The sequence below is a fragment of the Alloyangia pacifica genome (assembly GCF_020524285.1).
GTDB classification, from domain to species: domain Bacteria; phylum Pseudomonadota; class Alphaproteobacteria; order Rhodobacterales; family Rhodobacteraceae; genus Salipiger; species Salipiger pacificus_B.
The window spans coordinates 193,049-218,074 of record NZ_JAIVKX010000010.1 but is presented as its reverse complement, the minus strand read 5'-3'; the positions used below and the strand labels follow the sequence as shown (position 1 = coordinate 218,074).

The window sequence follows — 25,026 nt, the reverse complement described above, 5'->3', positions numbered from 1 at the left end:
TCAGCCCTCGGAGCCGCCGGAGCGCGCCGGCCCCGGGCGCACGGCGCGCACCTGCGGCGCCTGCTGCGGGCGGGCGATCTGGCCAAGCACGCGGGTCAGCGTGGCAAGGTCCGTGCGCAGTTCGGCCATGCTCTCCTGCCGGCCGGCGGCCACCTCTTCCAGCAGCCGCAGCATCTGCACGTCGATCGAGCGCAGGCGCATCCGGCTCTCTGCATCCAGCCCCTCGGCACTCTCGCGGCTTTCCAGCACCTCGATCAGGCGCTCCTGCCCCTCGGCGATCCGCGCCAGCGAGTTCGACGAGGGCGCCGTGGCCTCGAGCCGCTCGGTCATCCGCTCGATGGAGTCGGCAAGCTGGCCGAGCCGGCCTTCGACTTCCATGCGGCCCTGCTCGCTCTCGGTGTAGAGCGCGGTCATCCGGGCCATCTGATCGTTCATCTGGTCGAGCACCATGCCGATCAGCGCCTCGTCGCCGCTGCCCTCACCCTCGCCCGAGCTGAAGCTGAGCTTGGTGATCGAGCTGAGCCATTCCTCGAGCTCGCGGTAGAAGCGGTTCTGGCCGTGCCCGGCGAAAAGCTCCAGCAGGCCGACGATCAGCGATCCGGCAAGACCCAGAAGCGAGGAGGCGAAAGCCACGCCCATGCCGCCGAGCTGGCCTTCGAGGCCGCTCATCAGGCGCGAGAAGGTCTGCACCCCGCTCTCGCCCTCTTCCGGCACGAGGCTGCGGATGGTGTCGACCAGCGCCGGAACCGTGGTGGCGAGCCCGTAGAAGGTGCCCAGCAGGCCGAGGAAGATCAGCAGCGAGGTGATGTAGCGGGTGATCTCGCGCGCCTCGTCGATCCGGGTCGCGACCGAGTCGAGGATCGAGCGGGTCGAGGTCGTGGTGATCTGCAGCCGCTTGTCGTGCCGCCGCAGCAGCGCCGCCAGCGGGGCCAGCAGGCGCGGCGGGCGCGCCCCGGCGTCGCGGCCCGAGACAAAGCCCTCGATCCAGCGCACCGAGCCGATCAGTTGCGCCACCTGCAGGAAGCACGCCAGCACGCCGAGCACGAAGACGAAGAGGATGAAGCCGTTGAGATAGGGGTTCGACTGGAACACCGGCAGCACCCGCGGCAGCACCAGCACCGCGCCGGCACCGCACAGCCCGAGAACCGCCAGCATCAAGAGGATCTGGCGGACCGGCTGACTGAAATGGGCCTCTGCCTCGAGGTCGCGTCGGTCCATTCTGGGCACCTGAATTTGTACTATTCTGCGCGGCAGCGTAAGCCGTCGCCCCAATCAAGCCAAGCCGTTATCCGTCAGACCCCGCACACGGTCGGCCAACCAGTGCAGCTCGGCATCAGGAATGCCCAGGTGCTCGAGATGCGAGGCGGTGTTGTAGAGATATTCGCTGTTCGGACCGCGCCCGCCGATCGCCTGCGCGATGATCCGCGCCTGCTCCTCGAGGTCGAGCCCGCCGCAATACTGCACGTGGTCCGGGTCGATGATGTAGGTCACCGCCTCCACCGCGCGCCCGTCCTGCAGCGTCAGCGGCAGCGTGGCCTCGTAATAGGCCGCCGAGACCAGCTCGCGCTCGCGCAGGTAGGCGAGCGTCGCACCCTCGGTGCCCGGCTGCGCCCGCAGCGCCAGCCCGTCGCAGGCGGCCTCGTGCTCGGCATCCAGCGCCAGCACCAGCCCGGGCGCCTCGGGGGTGCCGCGGTGGTGGATCGAGCGCATGCAGAAGGAGCGCCGGTAGCCCGGCAGCGTGGCATGCACGCTCTCGGCCACCGGAAAGCCGGGGTTCCAAAGAAGTGAGCCGTAGCCGAAGACCCAAAGTGCCATCATTCTGGTCCTTTCCGCATGGCGGCTGTAAACACCAATCCTGTCCGTCAGAAAAGGGGCGCGTTGTGAAGAAACTGTTGTTTGCCGTGATCGTGGCGGCGCTGGCCTGGTCCGGCTTCTGGTTCGTCTCGGTGCATTTCGAGCGCAAGGCGATCGATGGCTGGATGGCGGCGCGCCGGGCCGAGGGCTGGACCGCCACCTACGACGATCTTTCGTTCCAGGGCTTTCCGAACCGCGTCGATGCGCGGCTGAGCGGCGTGGTGCTTGCAAGCCCCGAAGGGCTGCGCTGGGAGGCGCCCTTCGTCGACATCTACCGGCTGGTCTACAACTTCGGGCACGAGATCGTCGCCTTCCCACCGCAGATGCGCGTGACCACCGAGCTTGGCGAAACCGAGATCGCCTCGGACGGGATGCGCGCCAGCTTCATCCACGAAGGCGACATCGTCGTGCGCGCCAATTTCGAGAGCGCCACGCTCAACCTCACCGGCGCCACCACCGCGGCGCTGGCTGGGCTGACCGCCGCGCTCACCCGCGACGAGGGCGAGGAGACCAGCTACCGCATCGCCGTCGGCGCAGATGCGATCGCCGGCTCCGGCGGGCGCGTGGCCGATGCCATCCGGCTCGATGCGGGCTTCGACACCGACCTGCCGCTGCGCGTCGGCAAGCAGGCGGGCCCGCACCCGCAGCCGCTGCGCGTGGACCTGCGGCTCGCCGAGTACAAGGTCGACGACCTGCAACTGAAGATGGCGGGCGATGTCGACGTGGACGACAACGGCCGGCTCGACGGGCAGGTGACCGTCAAGGCGGTGAACTGGCGCGAGATGATCGACATGGCGCGGCAGAGCGGCCAGCTTCCCGAGGGCATGGCACAGGCGCTCGAGGACGGGCTCGGCCTCGTCGCCGGGCTCTCGGGCAACCGCGACACGCTCGACCTGCCGCTGACGCTCGACGGGGGCATCGCCCGGCTGGGTCCGATCCCGCTCGGCGAGGCGCCGCGGCTGCGCTTCCCCTGAGCCTTTCCGGGGCCGCGCCCACGAACCCAATCTCCCGGCCCGCGCCGCCACGCTTGCGCGGCGCGGCAAAGCCGGGAAGAGTGCGCATATGACCGACGCTCTCGCCTCCCGCATGGACACCCGCATCGACGACAAGCGTGACGATCTGATCGCGCTGACGCAGGACCTCGTCCGCATCCCGACGCTGAACCCGCCGGGGCAATATTACCGCGACGTCTGCGACTACCTCGAGCGGCGGCTCTCGGCGCGCGGCTTCGCCTGCACGCTGGTGCGGGCCGAGGGCGCGCCCGGCGACAGCGCAACATACCCACGCTGGAACATCGTTGCCCGCCGCGAGGGCCCGCGCCCCGGCGACTGCGTGCATTTCAACTCGCATCACGACGTGGTCGAGGTGGGTGCCGGCTGGACCCGCGACCCCTTCGGCGGCGCGCTCGAGGGCGACCGCATCTACGGCCGCGGCACCTGCGACATGAAGGGCGGGCTCGCCGCCTCGATCATTGCCGCCGAAGCCTTTCTCGAACAGCATCCGGATTTCGCCGGCGCGGTGGAGATCAGCGCCACGGCGGACGAGGAGTCCGGCGGCTATGGCGGCGTTGCGCATCTGGCGAAAGAGGGCTGGTTCGACCCGGCCCGCGTGCAGCACGTCATCATCCCCGAGCCGCTCGACAAGCACCGCATCTGCCTCGGCCACCGCGGCGGATGGTGGGCCGAGATCGAGACCAAGGGCGAAATCGCCCATGGCTCCATGCCCTTCCTCGGCGATTGCGCGATCCGCCACATGGGCGCGGTGCTCGACGCCTTCGAAGAGACGCTCTTCCCCGCCATGGCCGCCCGCGTCACCGCGATGCCCGTGGTCCCCGAGGGCGCGCGCAACTCGACAATGAACATCAATTCGATCCACGGCGGCCAGGCCGAGACGCACGAGGGCCTGCCCGCGCATTGCGTGCCCGACAGCTGCCGCATCGTGATCGACCGGCGCTTCCTGATCGAGGAGACGGTGGAAGGCGTGCAGCAGGAGGTCATCACCCTGCTCGAGGACCTGAAATCGCGCCGTGCGAACTTCGACTACGAAATACGGGAACTCAACCGCGTCATCCCCTCGATGACCGAGAAGTCGGCCCCGGTGGTCACCACCGTCGCCGAGGCGATCCGCGAGGTGCTCGGGCAGGACGCCACCTACGTCGCCTCGCCCGGCAGCTACGACCAGAAGCACATCGACCGGATCGGCAAGCTGAAGAACTGCATCGCCTACGGGCCGGGCGTTCTGGAACTGGCGCATAAGCCCGACGAGTGGATCGGCGTCACCGACATGCTCGACAGCGCCCGGGTCATGGCCCGCAGCCTGGAGCGCCTGCTGCTGCGCTGATCGCCGAGGGCCGCACGGGCGGGCCGCTCGGGCCGGCCTCCGGCGGGGATATTTTTCATCTAGACGAAGCGCACGCCCGCTGCGCCAGTCCTCGGCCCTTCGCCGAGACCCAAATATCCCGGCGGTCCGGGGGCAGCGCCCCCGGCTTGCGGTCACTCCTCCCAGTAGGTCACTCCTCCCAGTAGACACCCGTCAGGTCGGTCGCCTGCGTCGGCTGGTTCTTCCACAGCCCGTGCAGCTTGGCATCCGCGATGGTCGGGAAGGCAAGCTGGAAGAGGAAGGCGTTGACGTGATCCTCGGCGATGACCGTCTCCGCCTCCTTCAGCATCTCCGAGCGCGCCGCGGGATCGGTGGTGGCGGCAAGCCGGGCCATCAGCTCCTGGAAGCTCGGATTATCATACTGGAAGTAATAGTCGGGCCGGGCGTAGATATTGATGTCCATCGGCTCTGTGTGGCTGACGATGGTCAGGCCGAAGTCCTTGCCCCGGAACACCTCCTCGAGCCATTGCGCCCATTCGAGGTTGGTGATCTCGGTCTGGATGCCCACCGCGCGCAGCTGCGCCGCGATGATCTCGCCGCCGCGGCGCGCGTAGGAGGGCGGCGGCAGTTTCAGCGTCGTGGTGAAACCGTCGGGGTAGCCCGCGTCGGCGAGCAGCGTCTTGGCTTTCTCGGGATCGTAATCCGACAGGCCGGTCAGATCCACGTAGTCGGGGTTGTGCGGCGCGAAATGCGTGCCGATCGGCGTGCCGAGGCCGAACATGGCGCCGTCGATGATCGCCTGCCGGTCGATGGCATGAGCCACCGCCTCGCGCACCAGCGGGTCGTCGAAGGGCTCGAGCCCATTGTTCATCGCCAGGATGGTCTCGCCCTCGGTCGAGCCCACCAGCACCTGGAAGCGCGGGTCGGCCTCGAACTGCGGCAGGTTCTCGGGCGCCGGGAACCCGGCATAGGCGTCGATGTCCTGCGCCATCATCGCGGCAAAGGCCGCCGTCGGGTCGGAGATGAAGCGGAAGGTGGCCTTGCTCAGCGCCGGGGCCTCGCCCCAGTAGTCCGGGTTGCGGCTGAGGCTGATGCTGTCGCCCTGCGTCCAGCTGGCGAAGGTGAAGGGCCCCGTGCCGACCGGCTGCGCCTTGATGCCCTCGATGCTTTCGGGCGCCACGATCACCGCGTCTCCCCAGGCCATGTTGAAGAGGAACGCCCCGTCAGGGGCCTTGAGCGTGACCTGCACCGTCAGCGGATCGATCACCGTGACCTCCTCGATGCCGGCGAAAAGCGCCTTCTGGGCGTTCTGGCTGTCCTCGGCGCGGGCACGGCCGAGGGTGAACTTCACGTCCTCCGCGTCCATCGTTGTGCCGTCGTGGAAGGTCACGCCCTCGTGCAGGTGGAAGGTGTAGCTGGTGCCATCCTCGGAAATATCCCAGGTCTCGGCGAGACTGGGCGCGATCGAGCCGTCCTCGGTGAATTTCGTCAGCCCCTCGAAGACATTGGCGTAGAGCACCGAGTCGATGGCCCCGGCGGCGGCGGAGGTCGGATCGAGATGCGGCGGCTCGAGCTGCAGCGCGATGATCAGGTCGTCCTGCTGGGCAAAGGCGGCAGAACCGAGCAGCAGCGCGGCGAGCGAGAGACTGAGACGTGAGATCGAACGGATCATCGGGATGGCAACTCCTGTGTCGGGACCGGGCAAGCGGACGTTCGGTCAAGACTGCCCGCAAATTTCCCGTTTGTGCAAGCGGCGACACGGTTTGCTCTCTGGATCGAAGCGTCCCGGCCTGCTAAACGGCGCCAGCCCCGATGTGCAGCCGCGACGAGAGGAGACGCCGATGAGCGCCACGGCCCGCAAGAGCGCCCCGCTGCCCGAGGACATCCGCGCCCGCAAGGGCGGCGTCCCGCTGGTCAGCCTCACCGCCTATACCACCCCGATGGCGCAGTCGATGGACGCCCATTGCGACTTCGTGCTGGTCGGGGATTCCGTCGGCATGGTGCTGCACGGGCTGCCCTCGACGCTGGGCGTCACGCTGGAGATGATGATCCTGCACGGCCAGGCGGTGAAGCGCGGCCTCGAAAAGGCGATGATGGTCGTGGACATGCCCTTCGGCAGCTACGAGGAAGGCCCGCAGCAGGCCTTTCGCAATGCCGCACGGATCATGGCCGAGACCGGCGCCGCGGCGGTCAAGCTCGAGGGCGGCAGGCACATGGCACAGACCATCCGCTTTCTCGTGCAGCGCGGCATCCCGGTGATGGGCCACGTCGGCCTCACACCGCAATCGATCAACACGCTGGGCGGCTACAAGGTGCAGGGCCGCGGCGCCGCCGCCGAGGCGCTGGTCGCCGACGCCCGCGCCGTCGCGGAGGCCGGGGCCTTCGCCGTGGTGCTGGAGAAGGTGCCCGCGGCGCTCGCCGACCGGCTCACCGCCGAGTTGCCGATCCCCACCATCGGCATCGGCGCCTCGGCGGGCTGCGACGGGCAGATCCTCGTGGTCGACGACATGCTGGGGGCCTTCACCGCCTTCAAGCCGAAATTCGTGAAACGCTACGCGGCGCTCGGTCACCAGGCCGAGGCGGCGATCGAGGAATATGCGGCCGAGGTGCGCGCCCGGGAATTCCCCGGACCCGAGCACGTCTTCGCCGAAGAGGCTCCGGAGACCAAGACATGACCCCTCCCATCCTGCGGACCAAGGCGGCGCTGCGCGACGCCGTGCTGGGCTGGAAACGCGCCGGCGAGACCATCGGCGTGGTGCCTACCATGGGCGCGCTGCACGCCGGGCACCTGAGCCTCGTGGAGGCCGCCAAGGCGGATTGCGACCGGGTAATCGTGACGATCTTCGTGAACCCCAAGCAGTTCAACAATCCCTCCGATCTCGAGAGCTACCCGCGCACCGAGGAGTCCGATGCCGAGAAGCTCGCGCCTTTCGCGGTCGATGCGATCTACGTGCCGGGACCGGAGGAGATCTACCCCGAGGGTTTCGCCACCGCGGTCACCGTCTCCGGCCTCACCGACGGGCTGTGCGGCTCGCACCGGCCGGGGCATTTCGACGGTGTCACCACGGTCTGCGCCAAGCTCTTCCTGCAGACCCTCGCCGACCGCGCCTATTTCGGCGAGAAGGACTACCAGCAGTTGCAGGTGGTCACCCGCATGGCGCGCGATCTCGACCTGCTGACCGAGGTCATCGGCTGCCCCACCGTGCGCGAGCCTGACGGGCTGGCGCTGTCGTCGCGCAACGTGCTGCTGCCGTCCGGGACCCGCGCCGCCGCCCCGGCGCTGAACCGGGTGATGCGGCAGGTGGCCGAACGGCTGGCCGAGGGGGAAAGCCTCGGGCCGGTGCGCTTCCAGGCCGAGGCGGCGCTGCACGAGGCAGGTTTTTCCGAGGTCGAATACATCGAGCTGCGCGGCGCGGACGGGCTCGCGCCACTGGAACATCCCACCCGGCCTGCCCGCCTGCTCGCCGCCGCCTGGCTGGGCGGGGTGCGGCTGATCGACAATATCGCGGTAGGGTGAGGCCAGGCCGGAGGCGCTGCCCCCGGACCCCCGGGATATTTCGGTCTAGACGAAGAGACGAAGTCGCCCCTTCGTCTGGGTGGAAAAAATCCCCGTCGGAGGCAGGCCAGGCAGGGCCGCAGGCGCAGGCGGGGTCAGGCGACCAGCCGTTCCGCCTTCTTCAGGTCCACCGAGACGAGCTGGCTGACGCCCTGCTCCTGCATGGTCACGCCGAAGAGCCGGTCCATCCGGCTCATGGTCACCGCGTGGTGCGTGATGATCAGGAAGCGCGTCTCGGTGCGGCGGCACATCTCGTCGAGCAGGTCGCAGAAGCGCGTGACGTTGGCATCGTCGAGCGGCGCGTCGACCTCGTCGAGCACGCAGATCGGCGCCGGGTTGGCGAGGAACACCGCGAAGATCAGCGCCAGCGCGGTCAGCGTCTGCTCGCCGCCCGAGAGGAGCGAGAGCGTCGAGAGCTTCTTTCCCGGCGGTTGGCACATGATCTCGAGCCCGGCCTCGAGCGGATCGTCGCTCTCGACCATGACGAGGTTCGCTTCGCCGCCATTGAACAGGTGGGTGAAGAGCGTGCGGAAGTTGGCGTTCACCTGCTCGAAGGCGGTCAGCAGCCGCTCGCGCCCCTCGCGGTTGAGCGAGGAGATGCCCGCGCGCAGGGTGCGCACCGCTTCCTCGAGGTCGGTCTTTTCCTGCACCAGCGTCTCGTGCTCGGTCCGCACCTCGCGGGCGTCCTCCTCGGCGCGCAGGTTGACCGCGCCGAGTGCGTCGCGCTGGCGCTTGAGCCGGTTCACGTCGGCCTCGATCGTCTCGGAGGCGGGCATGTCCGAGGGCGCCATGTCGAGCCGGGCCAGCAGCTTCTCGGGGGTGGTCTCCTGCTCTTCCTCGATTCGCTCGGCGGCGGCGGTCACCGTCTCGCGCGCAGCCTCGACGCGGGCTTCTGCGCCCGCGCGCGCCTCGCGCGCCTCGGAGGCGGCGCGCTCCGCGTCCCGCTCGGCGGCGATGGCGGCACGCATGGCGCTCTCGGCGGCCGACAGCATGTCGGCGGCGGCAGCGCGGCGCTCCTCGGCTTCCTCGATCGAGCGGGCAAGCTCGTCGCGCTTGCCAGCCAGTTCGTCCGGCACCGCCCGCGCCTCGGCCAGTTCCCGTTCGTGCGTCGCCTTGCGATCCGAAAGCTCGGCGCTGCGCTTCTCGGCGGTGTCGAGACGATGACGCCAGCCCGAGAGCTCCTTGGTCACGGTCTGCTGCCGGCCCTTGCGCGCCTCGCCCTCGCGGCGCAGCTCGTCATGCGCCGAGCGGCGGGTCAACATGGTCATGCGCGCCGCCTCGACGGTCATCCGCACGTCCTCGGCCAGCGCCCGGGCGCTTTCCAGATCGCCCAGCTCCGACAGGCCGCGCTCGGCCTCGAGCACCTGCTTGCGCGCCGCCTCGGCCTCGCCCTCGTGGCGGCTCACCGCCAGCCCAACGCTTTCCAGCCGGCTCTCGGCCATGCTGCGCTCGCTTTCGGCCCGGTTGAAGGCGCGCATCGCCTCGTTGACCTCGCGGTCGGCCTCGCGCCGGGTCTCGCGCGCCACCTTGTCGGCACGGGTGAGATCGGCAAGCCGCGCGACCAGCGCATCATGCGCCAGGCGCGTGGCCTCGACCTGCGCCTCGGCGCGGTCCAGTTCGGCCTTCAGAACCTCGAGCCGGTTGAGCTGCTCGAGCCGCAGCGCAGCGGCTGACGGCGCATCCTCGGCGCCGGCGCGGAAGCCGTCCCAGCGCCAGAGATCGCCTTCGCGGCTGACCAGCCGCTGGCCGGGTTTCAACTGCGGCTGCAGCTGGTCGCCCTCGGCCCGGTCCACGAGGCCAATCTGGCTCATCCGCCGCATCAGCACGCCCGGGACGGAGACATGCTGCGACAGCGCGCGCACCCCTTCGGGCAGCATCTGCTGGCTCTCGTAGCGCGGCAGTTCCACCCAGCCCGAAGCCCCACCCGCACCCACCTCGGGCGCGCGCAGGTCGTCGGCGAGCGCCGCGCCGAGCGCCTTCTCGAAGCCCTGGGCCACCTGCAGACGGTCGAGCACCTGCCCGCCCTCGGCGGTGTCACGTTCGAGCAGCCGGGTGAGCGCGCCGACCTCGGCGCGCAGCGCGCTGGCTTCGCCTTCGGCCTCGGAACGCTCGGCCCGGGCCTCCGCCTCGCGCGACTGGCAGTCGGTGCGGGCCTCGTCGGCCTGCGCCAGCAGTTCCTCGGCGCGGGCGGCCATGGTCTGCGCCGCCTCGGACCGCGCCTGCGCGTCTTCCATGGCGCCGGTTGCCTCGGTCAGCTTGCCGCGCGCCTCGGCCACGGCATCGCGCGCCTTGCCGGCCTCGCCCTCGTGGCGGACCAGCGCCTGGCGCAGGTCAGCGAGGTAGCGGTGCGCCGACTGGTGGCGGGCGGCCAGCCGCGCCACGTCCTCGGTCTGCTGGGTCAGCGCCGCTTCGCGATCCTGCAGCACGTCCGAGGCCTCGGACGCGGCATCTGCGGCATCCGCCAGCCGTTCGTCATGCCCCTCGGCGGCCTTGGCCAGCTCGCGCGCCTCCCATTCGAGTTGCGCGATGGTCTCGCCGGCATCGCGGTTGAGCGCGCCCTCGCGCTCGATGTCGAGGCCGATCTGCTCGATCCGCCGGGTCAGCGTCTCGATGGTATCCAGCGCCCGCGCTTCCTGCTCGGCCAGCGCGTCGCGCTGCACCGCCAGGCGCTGCAGGATGGCGGCGGCGATGGCCTCCTCCTCGCGCAGCGGTGGCAGGGCCTCGTCGCGCTCGGCGCGCGCGCGCTCGGCGGCGCGGGCGGCGCTCTCGGCCTGGGCGGCGGCGGTGACAAGGCCGCGCAGCACGGTCTCTGCCGCCTGCCGGGCCTCTTCGGCCTCCATCCAGCGGCGATACAGCAGCAGCCCCTCGACCTGCCGCAGCTCGGTGCCGATGGCGCGGTAGCGCTGCGCCTGCCGGGCCTGCCGGTCAAGCGTCCCGAGCTGCGATGCAAGCTGCTCGATCACGTCGTCGACGCGCAGCAGGTTGGCCTCGGTGTTGTTCAGCTTCAGCTCCGCCTCGTGGCGGCGCTGGTAGAGCCCCGAGATGCCCGCGGCCTCCTCGAGGATGCGGCGGCGGTTCTTCGGCTTGGCGTTGATCAGTTCGGAGATCTGCCCCTGCCGCACCAGCGCGGGCGAATGCGCCCCGGTCGAGGCGTCGGCGAAGAGCATCTGGACGTCGCGCGCCCGCACGTCCTTGGCGTTGACCTTGTAGGCCGAGCCGACGTCGCGGGTGATCCGCCGCACGATCTCCAGCTGGTCCTGGTCGTTGAAGCCCGCAGGGGCGAGCCGGTCGCCGTTGTCGATGGTCAGCGCCACCTCGGCGAAGTTGCGGGCGGGGCGCGAATGAGCACCGGCGAAGATCACGTCTTCCATGCCCGCGCCGCGCATCGCCTTGGCGCGGTTTTCGCCCATGACCCAGCGCAGCGCCTCGAGCAGGTTGGACTTGCCGCAGCCGTTCGGCCCGACGACCCCGGTCAGCCCGTCGGCGATGACGAGGTCCGTGGGGTCGACGAAGCTCTTGAAGCCCGTCAGTCGAAGCCGTGTGAACTGCAAAGCGTAGCCCTGATTCCGAAGATATTTCCAAATTTGCCGCCCGGTGGGGGCACAAGTCAAACGCTTTACACCGGATGTGGCGGGCGGCTGCCAGTTGTCCACAAGATATTGCGGGAACCGCGCTATCTTTGTGGGTTGACCGTGGCGCAGGCCCGGCCAATATCCGAAGCCATGCCCGGAGGAAAGCATTGATGTCGGTGACCATTCGTCCAGTTCCGCCCCGCGACCCGCGCGCCGAAGCGTTGCTGAAAGCCAGCCACGCGCTGATGGAGTCGCTGTTCCCACCGGAAGAGAATTACTTCCTCGACATCGACGCGCTTTGTACGCCCGAGATCACCCTGTTCGGGGCCGAAGAAAACGGTGTGCTTCTGGGCTGCGCCGCAATCGCCCGCAAGGACGGCTACGCCGAGATCAAATCGATGTTCGTGAGCCCCGAAGCGCGCGGTCTCGGCCTCGCCCGCCGTCTGCTTGAACACCTCGAGACCGTGGCACGGGCTGAAGCCATCCCACTCCTGCGACTGGAGACCGGCGACAAGCTGCCCGCCGCGGTGGCGCTCTACGAACGTACGGGCTTCGTACCGCGAGGTCCATTCGACGGCTACGTGGAGAACAGTTCGAGCCTGTTCTACGAAAAGGCGCTCTGACGCCTACGCTTCATCCTGCATACGCTTCGTACCTCCTCTCAATCTCTCCGCTCGACCGACCGTCAACAGGTCATGGTCGAAGTCATGGCCGAACGCGGACCTGCCCAACCCCTAAACCTAAGCTGCGCGCCAAAGCGCCGGCGATCGGCAGCCCGCGGAAATCCGCGCGCGCCAATGCGGCATCCCGCGCAAATCTTCGTGCAAACCTATGAACTTTCCCTGAATGGCGGCCGCCGCGCCTTGTCATCGGCGCCGCTCTCCGCCCAGACTGGTGCCAGTCCCGACACGCGCCGCCCCAAATACGGAGCCCCGCCATGCCCGACGGTCCCGCCCCAATCACCCCACGCAAGAAATGGGGCTGGATGCTCGTTCTCGGGATCGTCCTGACCCTCGGCGGCATCGGGGCCTTCGTGCACCCCTTCGCCGCGTCGATGACCGTGCTGACCATTTCAGCCATTGCCTTCGTCATCGCCGGCGCGCTGCAACTCTGGATTGCCTTCAACGATCACGCCAGCACCGGCGCGCGGATCGCCGAGGCGCTGCTCGGCCTGCTGGTCCTGGCCTTCGGGCTCTTCCTGCTGGCCAACCCGCTGCGCGGCCTGGTCTCGCTGACCTGGCTGATCGCCTTCTTCTTTCTCGCGCTCGGCGTCGTGCGCATCGCCATCGGCTTCTCGGTCCGCGAGCGCTCCGGCTGGGGCTGGCTTGTCTTTGCCGGGCTGGTGTCGCTGTGCCTCGGCGTGCTGATCATGGCGACGCTGCCCGGCTCGGCGACGGGCCTATTGGGCATCTTTCTCGCGATCGACCTGCTGAGTTCCGGGATCGGCGCAACGCTGATCGCGCTGCACATGCGGAACCACTAGCTGCGCTGCGTCAGCTCAGAAGTTGACCTCGACCGCGGGCAGCTCCAGCGCCGAGACCAGCTCGCGCAACTCCTGTCGCGCGGCGACGTTCGAGATATTGAGGTTGCCGACGCCGATGTCCTTGAGATCGAGCAGCGTGAGGCCGCGCGGGAAAAGCTCGCGGAAGATCACCCGCTCGTTGAAGCCCGGCGCGATGCGGAAGCCGATGCGCTTCGACAGCTTGGTCAGTGCCTTTTCCATCTTCATCTTGTTGACCATGTTCTGCGCCCCGAGGCGGTTGCGCAGCACCACCCAGTCGATCGGCTGCAGCCCGGCCTGGGCGCGTAGCTGGCGCGCGTTCCAGACCATCTCGGAGTAGACCGAAGGGCCGAGGATCTTCTCGCCGTCGGTGTCGATATGGGCCAGCAGGTCGAAATCGATGAAGCTGTCGTTGAGCGGGGTGATCAGCGTGTCGGCGAGCGAATGCGCCACCTGGCTCAAGCGGGTGTGCGAGCCGGGGCAGTCGATCAGCACGAAGTCGCAGTCAGTCTCAAGCTGCGCGACGGCCTTGGACAGGCGGTGGTCAAAGGCATTCTCTCCGGGCGCCAATGCCTCGGGCGAGACTTCGGGCAGGTCGAGGTAGAGCGGGATCGGCAGGTCGAGCCCCTCGCGCGCGCAGAAGGCGCGGCGGTTCTCTATGTAGCGGCCGACCGAGCGCTGCCGCAGGTCGAGATCCAGCGTGCCGGTCCGGTGCCCCATACGCGCCAGGGCGGTTGCCACGTGCATCGAGACGGTGGACTTCCCCGCCCCACCCTTCTCGTTTCCTACGACGATGATATGTGCCACGCTGTCCCCTCGTGTTTCCCGCCCACATGTTTGGCTGTGCTTGCGGTAGGCCCACAGTATATGGGGTCCACTTCAAGGAAAAGCCTTCAGACGCCCCAAGCCCGCAACCTTTCGCGGTTTCCGGATTGGACGCGCGGCACAAAAGCAAAAGCCCGGCCATGGGCCGGGCTCTGCAAGCGTGTCGCTCGGGACAGATCAGTGCAGCTTGGCACCGACCTCCTTGATCGAGGAGTCCACCAGCTTCGCCTTGTCGGCAGCACCAAGCTGCTGACCAATCACGTCGCGGGCAGCCGCCACGGCCACGGAAATCGCGCGGTCGCGCACTTCCTTGACGGCCGAGGTCTCGGCGGACTTGATCTGCTCCTCGGCAGCCGCGATGCGGCGGGCGATGGAGACGTCGAGGTCCTTGCGGGCCTGGTCCGCGGCGCTTTCGGCGTCGATCTTGGCCTGGGCCACGATCTTTTCCGCCTGCTCCTGCACTTCGCGCTGCTTGCGCTCGTAGGAGGCCAGCAGGGTCTGTGCTTCTTCGCGCAGGGCGCGGGCTTCTTCCAGCTCGTCGCGGATGCCGTCGGCACGCTTGTCGAGCAGGCCGCCCAGGGTCTTCGGCACCTTGAAGTACACGAGGACCGCGAGGAACAGCAGGAAGCCGAGCAGCACGACGAAGTCGGTGTTGCGCAGCGAGAAGAACGGGCCGGAGGCGGCCAGCGCGGGGCTGGCCATCAGGGTTCCGAGCGCGCTCAGGGAAATGAGGTGGCGCATGGGATCAGCCTTTCATCCGGTTTGCCACGGCCGCGTCGATCGCAGCCTGGTCGGCAGAGGTCCCGAGGGCAGCCACGATGGCTTCCGCGGTTTCCTTTGCAACGGCCTCGACGCTTTCCACGGCAGAGGCGCGGATCCCGGCGAGCACCTTTTCGGACTCGGCCGATTTCTCGGCGATCTTGGCGTCCGCCTCGGCCGTTGCGGCATCGAGCTTGGCCTTGATCTCGTCGCGGGCTTTCTGCGCGATGGCCTGTGCCTCGGTGCGGGCGTCGGCAAGCGCTTTCTCGTAGGCCGCTTCCGCGTCCTTCGCCTGGCGCTTCAGTTCTTCCGCGGCGGAGATGTCGTTCGTGATGGTGCCCTGACGCTCGGCCAGGACGGATGCGATCCGCGGCAGAGCGATGCGCGACAGCACGAAGAAGATCACCACCAGAGTGATGATGAGCCAGAAGATCTGGTTCGGAATCCACTCGCCGCAAAGCTGCGGCATCCCGATGGCGGAGCCATGGGCATCGACGCAGACACCGGCCATTTCTTCCTGAATGGGTTCGACCGCCATGTCGTCCTCCGTCGGAACGTTGTCTCTACTTGGGGCGGCCCGTCAATGACGGCGCCGCCCCCGCGTAAGGATAAGGTCCCGAAGGATTAGACGGCGAACATCAGCAGCAGAGCGACGAGGAACGAGAAGATCCCCAGTGCTTCTGCGAATGCGATGCCGATGAAGAGGGTGGCGGTCTGCGATGCAGCTGCCGACGGGTTGCGCAGCGCGCCGCCCAGGAAGTTTGCAGCAACGTTACCCACGCCGAGGGCTGCGAGGCCCGAACCCAGGCCTGCGAGGCCGGCGCCGATGAACTGACCGAGGTTTGCGATATCGCCTTCCATTTGAGTCTCTCCTTACGATGGAATTGGATGGATAGGGGTTGTCCGGACCGTCCTGCCCTTAGTGGGCAGGGTGCAGCGCGTCCTTGAGGTACACGCAGGTCAGGATGGTGAACACGTAGGCCTGGATGAAGGCCACCAGAACTTCGAGCCCATAGATCGCGGTGATCGCGACGATCGACACCGGCGAGACGACGGCCAGCGCGGCGAAGCCTGCGAAGACCTTCATCACGGCGTGACCGGCCATCACGTTGCCAGCAAGACGTATGGAGTGGCTGACCGGACGGACGAAGTAGGAAATGATCTCGATCACGGCGAGGATCGGGCGCAGCGCCAGCGGCGCCGAGGTCACCCAGAACAGGCCCAGGAAGTGCACGCCGTTCTTTACGAAGCCGAGGATGGTCACCCCGAGGAACACCGCGAGAGCCAGCACCCAGGTCACCGCGATGTGCGAGGTGGTGGTGAAGCTCATCGGGATGAGGCCGAGGAAGTTCGAGAAGACGATGAACATGAACAGGGTCATGATGTACGGGAAGTACTTCAGACCGTCCTTGCCGGTCACGTCCTCGATCATCTTGTAGATGAAGCCGTAGGCAAGCTCGGCGACCGACTGGCTGCGCGAGGGGATGATCGCGCGGCGTGAGGTGCCCAGCACCATGACGCCGATGATCGCGAGGATGCAGATGAACATCCACAGCGTCACGTTGGTGATGGTGAACATGCCCACGTCGCCGGCTCCGAAGAGCGGTTTGATCATGAACTGGTCCATCGGGTGGAAGGACAGGCCGCCTTCTACCGCGTGTTCTGCCATATCAGCACCGTGAGCCGCTTCAGTCGCCATCGCCGCGATCCCTCTTCTCGTCATCTCCGGGCTGGCCGGAGGATTGTCCCTCTCCGGCGGTGCCGGAAGTTTGTTTCGCCTGAATCTCGGCGGCGGTCCGCAGCATCACGCGGATGCCCGCCACGAGGCCCAGCAATGTGAACAGCACCATGAACCACGGCATGGTGCCCAGAAGGGCGTCCAGGCCGTAGCCGATACCAAAGCCGATCCCGAGACCGGCCACCATTTCCGTCACCATCCGCCAGGCGACATTGGCCTGGGAATAGTGCTCCTCGTGGTGCGACTTCCGGGTCTCCCGGGCAGCCTTGGCCGCCGCGATCTTCGCCTCCAGCGCGTCGAGTTGCCGCTTCGGATCGGGATCGCCCACCATTTCGCTCCATTCGGACGTTCCCGGAGTTGCTATGCGGAGGGGGGCTTCGAGTCAACCCGCCGTGATCGCCTGAAACAGCCTTCTAAGGCATTGATTTTACTGGCGTCACCATCGAGGCCGCAGCGCAGCATCGGGCCGCTAGCGCCACCAGGCGCGCAAATCCATATTCAACCCCGGGGTTGAGTATAGGAAAACCGCCGCCACGGCGTGGCTTGACGGCCCACCCCGCTCCGGCGCTTATGAGCCCATGCAACCCGATCTCGACACCGTCTTCGCCGCCCTGGCCGACCCCACGCGGCGGCGCATCCTCGCCATGCTGCTCGAGGATGACATGGCGGTGACCGATGTCGCGGAGCCCTTCGAGATGTCGCTCGCGGCGATCTCCAAGCACCTCGCGATCCTCGCTGCGGCCGGGCTGATCAGCCAGGAGAAGCGCGGCCGGGTGAAATGGTGCAAGCTGGAGCCGGATGCGCTGCGCGAAGCCTCGGTCTGGATGCAAGGTTTCGGCCAGTTCGAGCCGATCAACCTCGACGCCTTCGAGCGGTTCCTTCAGGTCGAGCTGAAGACGGACGATCCGGCCTGAACAGCGTTGGTCGGTGACGCAAAGTCCTTCGAAGGAACTTGCACCTCTCTGAGGCGAGGGGTGTCCCCTACCCGTCCCGCAGCAGCAAGAGCACGGCCAGCACCGACATCGCGACCCCGACGAGGATCAGCGCTGGCGGCGCGCCGCGCCCGAGCGCGAGCTCCCAGAGGATCACCCAGCTCGGGATAAGGTAGGTGTAGGCCATGACCTTGGCGCTCGGCAGACGCATGGCCGCGTACTGCAGGAGCACCGTGCTCAGCGCCGTCGCCGCCAGGGTGGTATAGAGAATGGTCACCCAGACAATGGGCGGTAGCTCCGCCCAATCGGTGACCATGATATCGGACCAGCCCCAAACGAGCAGCACCAGGGTGGCGGCCAGCATGGTTCCTAGCGTGAAGATCAGCCCCGGCTCGCCGCGGTTCAGACGTGGCACCAGCGGCGCATAGACCGCATGGGCCGCGCAGCCGAAGAAGAAGACCGTCTCTCCCCGCCCCGGGGCGAAGGCGAGCAGCGCCGCGAGATCGGCGCGGAAGATCACCCAGAGCGCCCCGGCCGCACCGATCGCCAACCCCAGAGCGATGCGCCCGCTCATGCGCTGGCGCATCAGCAGCCAGCCGAAGCCCGCCGCCATCACCGGCGTCAGGGTGAAGACCGCCGACATGCTCACCGCCTCGGCGGTCTTCAGCCCCTCGAACATGAGCAGGAAATAGACCGCCATCAGCGCGCCGATCAGAAGGTAGCGCCAGGGCGCCGTCAGGGCCGTGCGCGGGACACCACCGCGGGCGAAGACCAGCCCGGCAAGCAGCGTCGTGCCGAGCAGGAAGCGCAGGGCGTTGAGCGCCGCCGGCGCAATATGCGGCGCGGCCATCGAGCCCAGCGAAAACGACCCCGCGACACAGGCCGAAAAGCCCAGCATCGCAAGATGGCCGCGCGCGGCGGGGGTTAAGCTCACGCGATATCCTGTTCGGCGGCGTAGGCCTTGAGGTGCTTGAGGAAGGCCTGAACCTTCGGCGTGCGGTGCAGGTCCACATGGGTCACCAGCCACAGCGGCGACGTCCAATCTTCCTGCGGCGGCAGCACCTGCACAAGCTCGGGGTCCTGCTCGGCCTCGGTCACCGGCATGAAGCCCATGCCCGCCCCTGCGCGGATAGCCTGCAACTGCACCCGGTCATCCGAGGTCCGGAACACGATACGCTCCTGCAGAACGTTGCTCTTCATCCAGCGATGATAAGGCGCGCGCGATTCGAGATCGTCGAAGCCGACGAAATCATGCGAGCCGAACTCCGAGACGGCCTTCGGCGTGCCCTTGCGCGCGAGATAGGATTTCGCGGCATAAAGCGCGACCGGACGCCGCGAGAAGGGCTGCACCACGTTGTCGGGCTCTTCCGGGGCCGCACCGGCGCGCAGCGCCACATGCGCCTCGCCATATTCCAGCCGGAACAGGCGCGAGCCGGTCAGATAGCGCACGGTCACGTCGGGGTAGGTCTCACGGAAGGAGGTCAGCGCGCCGATCATCAGAGCCGAGAAGTTGACCAGCGAGGTCACCAGCAATTCGCCCGAGACCGCCTCGCCGCGGCCCTTGATTCGGCCGACCAGTTGCTGGAATTGATCGTCGGTGCATTGCGCGACCCGGGACAGGTCGCTGCCAGCCTCGGTCGGCGTGTAGCCGCGCGCGTGGCGCTGGAACAGCTTGACCCCGAGCCGCGCCTCCAGCGCATCGATGTGGCGGATCACCGTCGCATGGTGCACGCCGAGCACCTCGGCCGCGCCGCTGACGGTGCCCAGACGCGCCACATGATAGGCGGTGCGAATCTCGTCCCAGTTGTCCATCGGCCTCTCCTGTGCGCCTGCTCACGGGTCCGCGCTAGAAAGCGCGAAGCGGTGCGGGAATGCAAGGAGCGAAGAGGGCTGGACCCTGTCCGATCTTGCGTCGAAACAGTCGCTGACACCGGGACAAGTGCCTGAAAAAGCAAACGCCCGGCACTGCCGGGCGTTTTCGGGCCGCGTCAGGACACGGCCAAAATCCGAAAGGATTAGTCGGTGGCGCCGGTGGTGTCCGAGCTGTCGTCGTCGTCGCCGTCCGAAGCAGCGGCGATCAGCGCGATTGCTGCGAGACCACCAGCCACGGCCAGAGCAGCGCCGCTCGAGGGAGCAGCAACCGGAACCACAGCGTAGGGGTCTTCTTCTTCGACAACCGGTGCCGGCGAGCCAGCGAGAGCCGCGGAAGCGCCGATCATGGAGATGACGGCTGCGGAAGCAAACAGTTCTTTGAGTTTCATATTCGCACCTATCAATTGAGCGTCTTCAAATTCTGACATAGCGTCATTCCGGCCACCCGGCCAGAATTAAATAAGAAAACATGCTTCTTCGGCGGGCAACAGCGCGAAGTGTGCCCATTTTGCAAACAACGCACCGCCTCTACATGACGCGGCGCCAACTCAACTTCGAGTTTCCGCCCATTCCGGCCCCCGGCCCGGCCGCAACTTGACTCGCCGTGCCCATGGGCGTACATCGCGCGCAATCCACCGGGAGTCCGCTATGCTTCCGGTCCCTTGGGCCAATGCCCGGGATCGCCCTCCGTCAGCGCGTTGCGCCCACGGAGGCGTTTTCGCATTGGAACACGGGTCCGGCGACAAAACGCTCCCGCGTCACGTTTGATTCCACGCCGCGCGGCCCCCATCTCGGGTCTGCACACCAGATACGGACCAGAGAAGAAGGAGCCCAGACGGCCCATGTTCGAATCTCTTTCCGAACGCCTCGGCGGCGTCTTCGACCGCCTGACCAAGCAGGGCGCCCTCTCCGAGGATGACGTCCGCACCGCCCTGCGCGAAGTGCGCGTCGCCCTGCTCGAGGCCGACGTCTCGCTGCCCGTGGCGCGCCAGTTCATCAAGGCCGTCGAGAAGAAGGCTACCGGCGCCGCGGTCACCAAGTCGGTGACCCCCGGCCAGCAGGTGGTGAAGATTGTCCACGACGAGCTGATCGCCACCCTCGCCGGCGAGGGCGAGCCCGGCGCGCTGCGCATCGACAACGCCCCGGCGCCGATCCTCATGGTCGGCCTTCAGGGCTCGGGCAAGACCACGACCACCGCCAAGCTTGCCAAGCGCCTCAAGGAGCGCGACCGCAAGAAGGTGCTGATGGCCTCGCTCGACGTGAACCGCCCGGCGGCCATGGAGCAGCTGCAAATCCTCGGCCAGCAGATCGGCGTCGACACGCTGCCGATCGTCAAGGGCGAGGATCCGGTGGCGATCGCCAAGCGCGCCAAGACCCAGGCCAGCCTCGGCGGCTATGATGTCTACATGCTCGACACCGCGGGCCGCCTGCACATCGACGCCGAGCTGATCCAGCAGGCCGCCGACGTCCGCGACGTGGTGAACCCGCGCGAGACGCTGCTGGTGGTCGACGGCCTCACCGGCCAGGACGCGGTCAACGTCGCCACCGAGTTCGACGACAAGATCGGCGTCTCCGGCGTGGTGCTGACCCGGATGGACGGCGACGGCCGCGGCGGCGCCGCGCTGTCGATGCGCGCGATCACCGGCAAGCCGATCAAGTTCGTCGGCCTCGGCGAGAAGATGGACGCGCTGGAAACCTTCGAGCCCGACCGCGTCGCCGGCCGCATCCTCGGCATGGGCGACATCGTCGCGCTGGTCGAGAAGGCACAGCAGACGCTCGAGGTCGAACAGGCCGAGCGCATGATGAAGCGCTTCCAGAAGGGTCAGTTCAACATGAACGACCTGAAGATGCAGCTCGAGCAGATGATGAAGATGGGCGGCCTCGGCGCCATGATGCAGATGATGCCCGGCGCGGCCAAGATGGCCAAGCAGATGGACGAGGCCGGGATGGACGACAAGATCCTGCGCCAGCAGGTCGCCCTCATCAACTCCATGACCAAGAAGGAGCGCGCCAACCCGCAGCTCCTGCAGGCCTCGCGCAAGAAGCGCATCGCGGCCGGCGCGGGCATGGACGTGTCGGATCTCAACAAGCTGCTGAAGATGCAGCGGCAGATGTCCGACATGATGAAGAAGATGGGCAAGATGGGCAAAGGCGGCATGCTGAAACAGGCTATGAAGGGCATGTTCGGTAAGGGCGGCATGCCCGAGGGCATGGACCCGTCGCAGATGGACCCCAAGCAGATCGAGGCCGCGGCCAAGGCGATGGGCGGCAAGATGCCCGGCGGTCTTGGCGGCATGCCCGGCATGGGCGGCGGCGCGCTGCCTCCGGGCCTCGGCGGGTTCGGCAAGAAGAAATGAGCGAGCTGCGCCCCCTCCCCCTTCCCTCTCCCGAGGAGATGGACCCGACCGCCCCGCAGGCGGCCGGCACGGAGGTTGTGCGCGCGTCTCAAGAGCGTCCCTCGACCGATCCCTTCGCACTCTACGGCGCGCCCGAGGACGATTCGGATGGCAGCGTGGAGGCCTATGCATGACTCTCGTCAACGCCCCCCGCCTCGAAACCGAACGCCTGATCCTGCGCGGCCCCGAAGCCGCCGACGCAGAGGCGATGATCGCCTTCCTGCTCGACCGTGAACGCTCGGACGGCTTCGGCGGCTACGATCACCGCGGCGACGCATGGCGCTGGTTCGCGCTCAACGTGGGCCACTGGCACCTGCGCGGCTACGGCTATTTCACCATCGAAGACAAGGCGACCGGCAAGCCCGCCGGCATCTGCGGCATCTGGGAGCCCGAGGGCTGGCCCGAGCCGGAGATCGGCTGGGTGGTCTTCGAGGGTTACGAGGGCCGCGGCATCGCCTCCGAGGCGGCGCTGCGCGTGCGCCGCTACGCCTACGAGGACCTCGGCCTCAAGACGCTGACCTCCAACATCGTGCCGGGCAATGCCCGCTCCGTCGCGCTGGCCGAACGGCTGGGCGCGGTCTACGAGCGCACCTACACGAACTACCACATGGGCGAGGACATGCTCTATCGCCACCCTCCCGCCGAGGAGGTGCTGGCATGAGCGTCGAGATCCCCGTCATCGAGACCGAGCGTCTGACCCTGCGCGCCCCGCACATGGACGATCTCGAGGCCATGTGCGCCTTCTACGCCGAGCCGCGCTCGCATTTCGTCGGCGGTCCCACCGACCGCGGCCAGGTCTGGCGCACGCTGCTGCGCTCGGCCGGTCACTGGCAGATCCGCGGCTACGGCATCTGGCATGTCACCGACCGCGAGAGCGGAGAGATGGCCGGCTTCACCGGGCCGCTCAACCACATCGAATGGCCCGAGCCCGAACTCGCCTACTCGATCTTCTCGCAGTTCGAAGGCCGCGGCTACGCCCATGAGGCGGCCGCTGCCGCACGTGCCGCCGCGTCGAAACACTTCGGCCTGACCCGGCTGATCAGCCTCGTCGACCCTCAGAACGACCGCTCCAAGGCGCTGGCCCTTCGGCTCGGCGCCACCTTCGAGCGCGAGGAGATGGTGCTGGGTCACGTGGCCCACATCTATCGCCACCCGGAGATCGCCGGATGAGCCTCGCCGTGCACCATCAGGCCGCTCCGGCGGTGCCCGCAGCCGTGCTGCAGGGAATTCCCGAGCTGGACACGGCCCGGCTGGTGCTGCGCGCGCCTCAGGCCGGGGACTACCCGGACTTCAAGGCCACCTTCGCGTCCTACCGCTCGCGCTTCATGGGCGGCCCGCTGAACGCCTATGAGACCTGGATGCTCTATGCCGCCGAGATCGGCCACTGGCAGATTCGCGGCTTCGGCATGTGGATGATCCACCTGCGCGACACCGGCGAGACCGTCGGCATGGCAGGTGGCTGGTTCCCGGCGAAGTGGCCCGAGCGCGAGATCGCCTGGATCATCTGGCCGGACCGCGGCGGGCGCGGCTACGCGCTCGAGGCAACGCAGCGCGTGCGCCAGTATTTCTACGACGAGGCCGGATGGGAGGGCGCGGTCAGCTACATCGACCCCAAGAACCTCGATTCCATCCGTCTTGCCGAACGGCTCGGGGCCAAGAAGGATCCCGCGGCCGCAACCGTCGATGGCAGCGACGCCGTCTACCGCCACCCGGCGCCGGCGGCGCTGCGCGGCAGTCAGCTCGCGCATGGCATCGACATGGAGATCGCCAACTACATCGATCCGCTCTTCAAGCCGAAGGGATGGGCCGTTGACTGAAGTGTTCTCCTCCACGTCCCGGCGCGCGGTTCCTGCCGCCTCCGATGCACCACGCGTGCACCGGATGTGTATGGTGTGTGCCCCCTCTTTTTCGTTCAAAGGAGCCGAGCATGAGTGATTCCGCCGCCCGCGCCGCTGACCTTCTGAAAGAGCACCGCGAAAGCATCGACCGGCTGGACGCGATCCTCGTGTTCACGCTCGCCGAGCGGTTCAAGCACACGCAGTCCGTGGGGGTGCTGAAAGCCACCCACGAGCTGCCCCCCTCCGACCCCGCGCGTGAAGAGCAGCAGATCGCGCGGCTCAAGGACCTGGCGGAGAAAGCGGATCTCGATCCGGCCTTCGCCGAGAAATTCCTGAACTTCATCATTCAGGAAGTCATCAAGCACCACGAAAAACACCAATCCTGACAGGTCTTTGCCCGTCATCAAACGCCATTCCAAGGAGATACCACAATGGCCATGAAAATCCGTCTCGCCCGCGGTGGCTCGAAAAAGCGCCCCCACTACGCAATCGTCGCCTCCGACTCGCGCATGCCGCGTGACGGCCGCTTCCTCGAGAAGCTGGGCACCTACAACCCGCTGCTCGCCAAGGACGACGAGCGCCGCGTGGTGATGAACGTCGAGCGCGTTCAGTACTGGCTCGGCCAGGGCGCCCAGCCGACCGACCGCGTGTCGCGCTTCCTCGAAGCCGCCGGCGTTGTCGCGAAGAAAGAGCGCAGCAACCCCAAGAAAGCCGTCCCGGGCAAGGCAGCCACCGAGCGCGCCGAAGCCAAGGCCGCAAAAGCAGCCGCCGCCGCAGAGGCCGCAGCAGCACCGGCAGAGGAATCCGCAGAGTAATCCTCCGCGGCATCAAAGCCACAATAAGGGGTGCGCGGGAGAAATCCTGCGCACCCTTTTTCGTTGACGCTTGGATAAGTTGTATCCGCGGCCTACCATCAGCCATGTATTGCCTTGCGAACACCGGGATTTCTGCCATGCCGCTGCTCCGCCCCCTTGCTGCCAAGACTGCTGCGCTGAGCCTTGCGGCCGCGCTCTGCGCCGGACCTGCGCTCGCGCAGGAGTTCGCGACGCAGGAGACCCTGAGCGACGGCCCCGCCGCGACGCTGCCGGTCACCTCGACCCAGTCCGCGGGCAACAGTTTCACCTTCACCCTGCGTGGCGGCGTGGCCACCCAGCCGAAGTTCTTCGGCTCCGACGAGTATGACGTCGGCCCGGACATCGGCTTCCAGTTCAAGCACCTGCGCCTGCGCGGCCTGCCCGAGGTCGGCGACAACGACCCCTGGGCCGAGGACTACGGCTGGGACCTGCACGGCTCGTTCCGCTACCTTGGCGAGCGCGACGCCAGCGAGGACCCGGACCTTGAAAGCCTGCATGACGTCGACCCGAGCTACGAGCTCGGCTTCGGCATCGGCTTCGCCGGCCCCAACTACGAGGCCTTTGCCGACATCCGCCGCGGCTTCGGCGGCCACGAGGGCCTCGTCGGCGCGGTCGGGCTCGACTATGTCGCCCGCCCGGACGACCGCTGGCGGCTGACCGTCGGCCCACGCTTCATCTGGGCCAACGACGAGTTCATCGACACCTATTCGGGGGTCGAATCTGACGAGGCAACCCCGGAGCTGCCGGCCTACGACCCCGACGGCGGGCTGATCAGCGCCGGCATCCAGCTCGGCGCGCGCTACAAGATCAACGATCTCTGGGGCGTGGAAAGCGCGCTGAACTGGGACAACCTGCAGGGCGACGCCGCCGACAGCCCGATCGTCGACACCGGCGACAACGACCAGTGGCGCTTCCGCATCGGGGTGACCCGCGTCTTCAACCTGCGCTTCTGACCTTCTGAGATTGCATATCCGGCCCCGGTCGCGCTATCCCGGCCCTCACCGGAGCCG

General features: G+C 67.6%; 28 protein-coding genes. 15 read left to right on the top strand and 13 right to left on the bottom strand.

The genetic code is table 11. The features are described 5' to 3' along the window. Positions 1–1,218, bottom strand: a complete 1,218-nt coding sequence (locus LC039_RS15645; protein WP_226626076.1) for a biopolymer transporter ExbB — start codon at positions 1,216–1,218, stop codon at positions 1–3. A gap of 54 nt (positions 1,219–1,272) precedes the next feature. Continuing rightward, complete coding sequence (locus LC039_RS15640) at positions 1,273–1,815, bottom strand: gamma-glutamylcyclotransferase (protein WP_226626073.1); 543 nt, start codon at positions 1,813–1,815, stop codon at positions 1,273–1,275. A 65-nt stretch (positions 1,816–1,880) separates the two neighbouring features. Here LC039_RS15640 and LC039_RS15635 point away from each other — a divergent pair, with 65 nt between their 5' ends. Both LC039_RS15635 and LC039_RS15630 read left to right on the top strand, forming a co-directional pair. After that, on the top strand, positions 1,881–2,828 hold the full coding sequence (locus tag LC039_RS15635; protein WP_226626072.1) for a DUF2125 domain-containing protein: 948 nt from the start codon (positions 1,881–1,883) through the stop codon (positions 2,826–2,828). Positions 2,829–2,916: 88 nt separating this feature from the next. After that, on the top strand, positions 2,917–4,194 hold the full coding sequence (locus LC039_RS15630; protein WP_226626070.1) for an acetylornithine deacetylase/succinyl-diaminopimelate desuccinylase family protein: 1,278 nt from the start codon (positions 2,917–2,919) through the stop codon (positions 4,192–4,194). 169 nt (positions 4,195–4,363) lie between these two features. On the opposite strand, the gene LC039_RS15625 is transcribed toward LC039_RS15630, so the two are convergent. After that, a complete protein-coding gene (locus LC039_RS15625; protein ID WP_226626068.1) occupies positions 4,364–5,845 on the bottom strand; it encodes an ABC transporter substrate-binding protein in 1,482 nt (493 codons plus the stop codon). A 169-nt stretch (positions 5,846–6,014) separates the two neighbouring features. On the opposite strand from LC039_RS15625, the gene panB reads away from it, so the two are divergent. Further along, complete coding sequence (gene panB, locus LC039_RS15620; RefSeq protein ID WP_226626066.1) at positions 6,015–6,848, top strand: 3-methyl-2-oxobutanoate hydroxymethyltransferase; 834 nt, start codon at positions 6,015–6,017, stop codon at positions 6,846–6,848. Then, a complete protein-coding gene (gene panC, locus LC039_RS15615; protein ID WP_226626064.1) occupies positions 6,845–7,690 on the top strand; it encodes a pantoate--beta-alanine ligase in 846 nt (281 codons plus the stop codon). Before panB ends, panC begins: the two co-directional genes overlap by 4 nt. 134 nt (positions 7,691–7,824) lie before the next feature. On the opposite strand, the gene smc is transcribed toward panC, so the two are convergent. Beyond that, positions 7,825–11,280 carry a chromosome segregation protein SMC gene (smc, locus tag LC039_RS15610; RefSeq protein ID WP_226626062.1) on the bottom strand — a complete coding sequence of 1,152 codons (3,456 nt, stop codon included), beginning with the start codon at positions 11,278–11,280 and terminating at the stop codon, positions 7,825–7,827. A gap of 191 nt (positions 11,281–11,471) precedes the next feature. On the opposite strand from smc, the gene LC039_RS15605 reads away from it, so the two are divergent. Beyond that, positions 11,472–11,924 (top strand): GNAT family N-acetyltransferase, encoded by a 453-nt coding sequence (locus LC039_RS15605; RefSeq protein ID WP_226626059.1) that lies wholly within the window; start codon positions 11,472–11,474, stop codon positions 11,922–11,924. A 314-nt stretch (positions 11,925–12,238) separates the two neighbouring features. Further along, the gene (locus LC039_RS15600) at positions 12,239–12,784 is read left to right on the top strand and encodes an HdeD family acid-resistance protein (RefSeq protein ID WP_226626057.1); all 546 of its coding nucleotides are present in this window, start codon (positions 12,239–12,241) and stop codon (positions 12,782–12,784) included. 15 nt (positions 12,785–12,799) lie between these two features. Here the strand turns inward: LC039_RS15600 and LC039_RS15595 are convergent, their stop codons facing one another. The 6 genes from LC039_RS15595 to LC039_RS15570 form a co-directional block, all read right to left on the bottom strand. After that, entirely contained in the window at positions 12,800–13,609 is an 810-nt protein-coding gene (locus LC039_RS15595; protein ID WP_226626053.1) for a division plane positioning ATPase MipZ, read from the bottom strand. 195 nt (positions 13,610–13,804) lie between these two features. Further along, the gene (locus LC039_RS15590) at positions 13,805–14,368 is read right to left on the bottom strand and encodes a F0F1 ATP synthase subunit B (RefSeq protein ID WP_226626050.1); all 564 of its coding nucleotides are present in this window, start codon (positions 14,366–14,368) and stop codon (positions 13,805–13,807) included. A gap of 4 nt (positions 14,369–14,372) precedes the next feature. Beyond that, positions 14,373–14,924 (bottom strand): F0F1 ATP synthase subunit B', encoded by a 552-nt coding sequence (locus LC039_RS15585; RefSeq protein WP_226626048.1) that lies wholly within the window; start codon positions 14,922–14,924, stop codon positions 14,373–14,375. An 86-nt stretch (positions 14,925–15,010) separates the two neighbouring features. After that, positions 15,011–15,247 (bottom strand): F0F1 ATP synthase subunit C, encoded by a 237-nt coding sequence (locus tag LC039_RS15580; RefSeq protein ID WP_092427884.1) that lies wholly within the window; start codon positions 15,245–15,247, stop codon positions 15,011–15,013. 58 nt (positions 15,248–15,305) lie between these two features. Further along, the gene (locus LC039_RS15575; RefSeq protein ID WP_092427882.1) at positions 15,306–16,085 is read right to left on the bottom strand and encodes a F0F1 ATP synthase subunit A; all 780 of its coding nucleotides are present in this window, start codon (positions 16,083–16,085) and stop codon (positions 15,306–15,308) included. Continuing rightward, complete coding sequence (locus tag LC039_RS15570) at positions 16,075–16,452, bottom strand: AtpZ/AtpI family protein (protein WP_226626045.1); 378 nt, start codon at positions 16,450–16,452, stop codon at positions 16,075–16,077. Before LC039_RS15570 ends, LC039_RS15575 begins: the two co-directional genes overlap by 11 nt. Before the next feature lie 250 nt (positions 16,453–16,702). Between LC039_RS15570 and LC039_RS15565 the strand changes: the two genes are divergently transcribed. After that, entirely contained in the window at positions 16,703–17,038 is a 336-nt protein-coding gene (locus tag LC039_RS15565; protein WP_226626042.1) for an ArsR/SmtB family transcription factor, read from the top strand. 67 nt (positions 17,039–17,105) lie between these two features. On the opposite strand, the gene LC039_RS15560 is transcribed toward LC039_RS15565, so the two are convergent. The 3 genes from LC039_RS15560 to LC039_RS15550 all read right to left on the bottom strand — a co-directional run bounded on the left by LC039_RS15560 (position 17,106) and on the right by LC039_RS15550 (position 19,356). Further along, positions 17,106–17,990, bottom strand: coding sequence for a DMT family transporter (locus tag LC039_RS15560; RefSeq protein WP_319003724.1), 885 nt, complete (start codon positions 17,988–17,990; stop codon positions 17,106–17,108). Beyond that, a complete protein-coding gene (locus LC039_RS15555) occupies positions 17,987–18,868 on the bottom strand; it encodes a LysR family transcriptional regulator (protein ID WP_226626039.1) in 882 nt (293 codons plus the stop codon). The genes LC039_RS15560 and LC039_RS15555 overlap by 4 nt, the downstream gene beginning before the upstream one ends. Before the next feature lie 203 nt (positions 18,869–19,071). Then, positions 19,072–19,356: a hypothetical protein gene (locus tag LC039_RS15550; RefSeq protein ID WP_226626036.1), complete on the bottom strand. Its 285-nt coding sequence runs from the start codon at positions 19,354–19,356 to the stop codon at positions 19,072–19,074. 414 nt (positions 19,357–19,770) lie between these two features. Here LC039_RS15550 and ffh point away from each other — a divergent pair, with 414 nt between their 5' ends. From ffh to LC039_RS15510, 8 genes are all read left to right on the top strand, one after another. Continuing rightward, on the top strand, positions 19,771–21,285 hold the full coding sequence (ffh, locus tag LC039_RS15545) for a signal recognition particle protein (protein ID WP_226626035.1): 1,515 nt from the start codon (positions 19,771–19,773) through the stop codon (positions 21,283–21,285). After that, complete coding sequence (locus LC039_RS15540; protein WP_226626033.1) at positions 21,282–21,458, top strand: hypothetical protein; 177 nt, start codon at positions 21,282–21,284, stop codon at positions 21,456–21,458. Before ffh ends, LC039_RS15540 begins: the two co-directional genes overlap by 4 nt. Continuing rightward, positions 21,455–21,985, top strand: coding sequence for a GNAT family N-acetyltransferase (locus tag LC039_RS15535; protein ID WP_226626031.1), 531 nt, complete (start codon positions 21,455–21,457; stop codon positions 21,983–21,985). The genes LC039_RS15540 and LC039_RS15535 overlap by 4 nt, the downstream gene beginning before the upstream one ends. Beyond that, complete coding sequence (locus tag LC039_RS15530; RefSeq protein WP_226626030.1) at positions 21,982–22,494, top strand: GNAT family N-acetyltransferase; 513 nt, start codon at positions 21,982–21,984, stop codon at positions 22,492–22,494. Before LC039_RS15535 ends, LC039_RS15530 begins: the two co-directional genes overlap by 4 nt. After that, entirely contained in the window at positions 22,491–23,141 is a 651-nt protein-coding gene (locus LC039_RS15525) for a GNAT family N-acetyltransferase (protein ID WP_264179561.1), read from the top strand. Before LC039_RS15530 ends, LC039_RS15525 begins: the two co-directional genes overlap by 4 nt. A gap of 110 nt (positions 23,142–23,251) precedes the next feature. Beyond that, positions 23,252–23,548, top strand: a complete 297-nt coding sequence (locus LC039_RS15520; RefSeq protein ID WP_226626028.1) for a chorismate mutase — start codon at positions 23,252–23,254, stop codon at positions 23,546–23,548. Positions 23,549–23,593: 45 nt separating this feature from the next. Next, entirely contained in the window at positions 23,594–23,977 is a 384-nt protein-coding gene (gene rpsP, locus LC039_RS15515) for a 30S ribosomal protein S16 (RefSeq protein WP_226626027.1), read from the top strand. Positions 23,978–24,114: 137 nt separating this feature from the next. Then, entirely contained in the window at positions 24,115–24,969 is an 855-nt protein-coding gene (locus LC039_RS15510) for a MipA/OmpV family protein (protein ID WP_226626025.1), read from the top strand. The last annotated feature ends 57 nt before the right edge of the window (positions 24,970–25,026 follow it).

What these genes read in the sequence shown, in the direction of transcription:
- LC039_RS15530 (WP_226626030.1), top strand. Translation starts at nt 21,982, where the DNA reads ATGAGCGTCGAGATCCCCGTCATCGAGACCGAGCGTCTGACCCTGCGC.
- ffh (WP_226626035.1), top strand. Translation starts at nt 19,771, where the DNA reads ATGTTCGAATCTCTTTCCGAACGCCTCGGCGGCGTCTTCGACCGCCTG.
- rpsP (WP_226626027.1), top strand. Translation starts at nt 23,594, where the DNA reads ATGGCCATGAAAATCCGTCTCGCCCGCGGTGGCTCGAAAAAGCGCCCC.
- LC039_RS15640 (WP_226626073.1), bottom strand. Translation starts at nt 1,815, where the DNA reads ATGGCACTTTGGGTCTTCGGCTACGGCTCACTTCTTTGGAACCCCGGC.
- LC039_RS15510 (WP_226626025.1), top strand. Translation starts at nt 24,115, where the DNA reads ATGCCGCTGCTCCGCCCCCTTGCTGCCAAGACTGCTGCGCTGAGCCTT.
- LC039_RS15600 (WP_226626057.1), top strand. Translation starts at nt 12,239, where the DNA reads ATGCCCGACGGTCCCGCCCCAATCACCCCACGCAAGAAATGGGGCTGG.
- LC039_RS15535 (WP_226626031.1), top strand. Translation starts at nt 21,455, where the DNA reads ATGACTCTCGTCAACGCCCCCCGCCTCGAAACCGAACGCCTGATCCTG.
- LC039_RS15585 (WP_226626048.1), bottom strand. Translation starts at nt 14,924, where the DNA reads ATGGCGGTCGAACCCATTCAGGAAGAAATGGCCGGTGTCTGCGTCGAT.
- LC039_RS15555 (WP_226626039.1), bottom strand. Translation starts at nt 18,868, where the DNA reads ATGGACAACTGGGACGAGATTCGCACCGCCTATCATGTGGCGCGTCTG.
- LC039_RS15625 (WP_226626068.1), bottom strand. Translation starts at nt 5,845, where the DNA reads ATGATCCGTTCGATCTCACGTCTCAGTCTCTCGCTCGCCGCGCTGCTG.
- panC (WP_226626064.1), top strand. Translation starts at nt 6,845, where the DNA reads ATGACCCCTCCCATCCTGCGGACCAAGGCGGCGCTGCGCGACGCCGTG.
- panB (WP_226626066.1), top strand. Translation starts at nt 6,015, where the DNA reads ATGAGCGCCACGGCCCGCAAGAGCGCCCCGCTGCCCGAGGACATCCGC.
- LC039_RS15605 (WP_226626059.1), top strand. Translation starts at nt 11,472, where the DNA reads ATGTCGGTGACCATTCGTCCAGTTCCGCCCCGCGACCCGCGCGCCGAA.
- LC039_RS15580 (WP_092427884.1), bottom strand. Translation starts at nt 15,247, where the DNA reads ATGGAAGGCGATATCGCAAACCTCGGTCAGTTCATCGGCGCCGGCCTC.
- LC039_RS15540 (WP_226626033.1), top strand. Translation starts at nt 21,282, where the DNA reads ATGAGCGAGCTGCGCCCCCTCCCCCTTCCCTCTCCCGAGGAGATGGAC.
- LC039_RS15520 (WP_226626028.1), top strand. Translation starts at nt 23,252, where the DNA reads ATGAGTGATTCCGCCGCCCGCGCCGCTGACCTTCTGAAAGAGCACCGC.
- LC039_RS15550 (WP_226626036.1), bottom strand. Translation starts at nt 19,356, where the DNA reads ATGTCAGAATTTGAAGACGCTCAATTGATAGGTGCGAATATGAAACTC.
- LC039_RS15590 (WP_226626050.1), bottom strand. Translation starts at nt 14,368, where the DNA reads ATGCGCCACCTCATTTCCCTGAGCGCGCTCGGAACCCTGATGGCCAGC.
- LC039_RS15630 (WP_226626070.1), top strand. Translation starts at nt 2,917, where the DNA reads ATGACCGACGCTCTCGCCTCCCGCATGGACACCCGCATCGACGACAAG.
- LC039_RS15645 (WP_226626076.1), bottom strand. Translation starts at nt 1,218, where the DNA reads ATGGACCGACGCGACCTCGAGGCAGAGGCCCATTTCAGTCAGCCGGTC.
- LC039_RS15575 (WP_092427882.1), bottom strand. Translation starts at nt 16,085, where the DNA reads ATGGCGACTGAAGCGGCTCACGGTGCTGATATGGCAGAACACGCGGTA.
- LC039_RS15565 (WP_226626042.1), top strand. Translation starts at nt 16,703, where the DNA reads ATGCAACCCGATCTCGACACCGTCTTCGCCGCCCTGGCCGACCCCACG.
- LC039_RS15525 (WP_264179561.1), top strand. Translation starts at nt 22,491, where the DNA reads ATGAGCCTCGCCGTGCACCATCAGGCCGCTCCGGCGGTGCCCGCAGCC.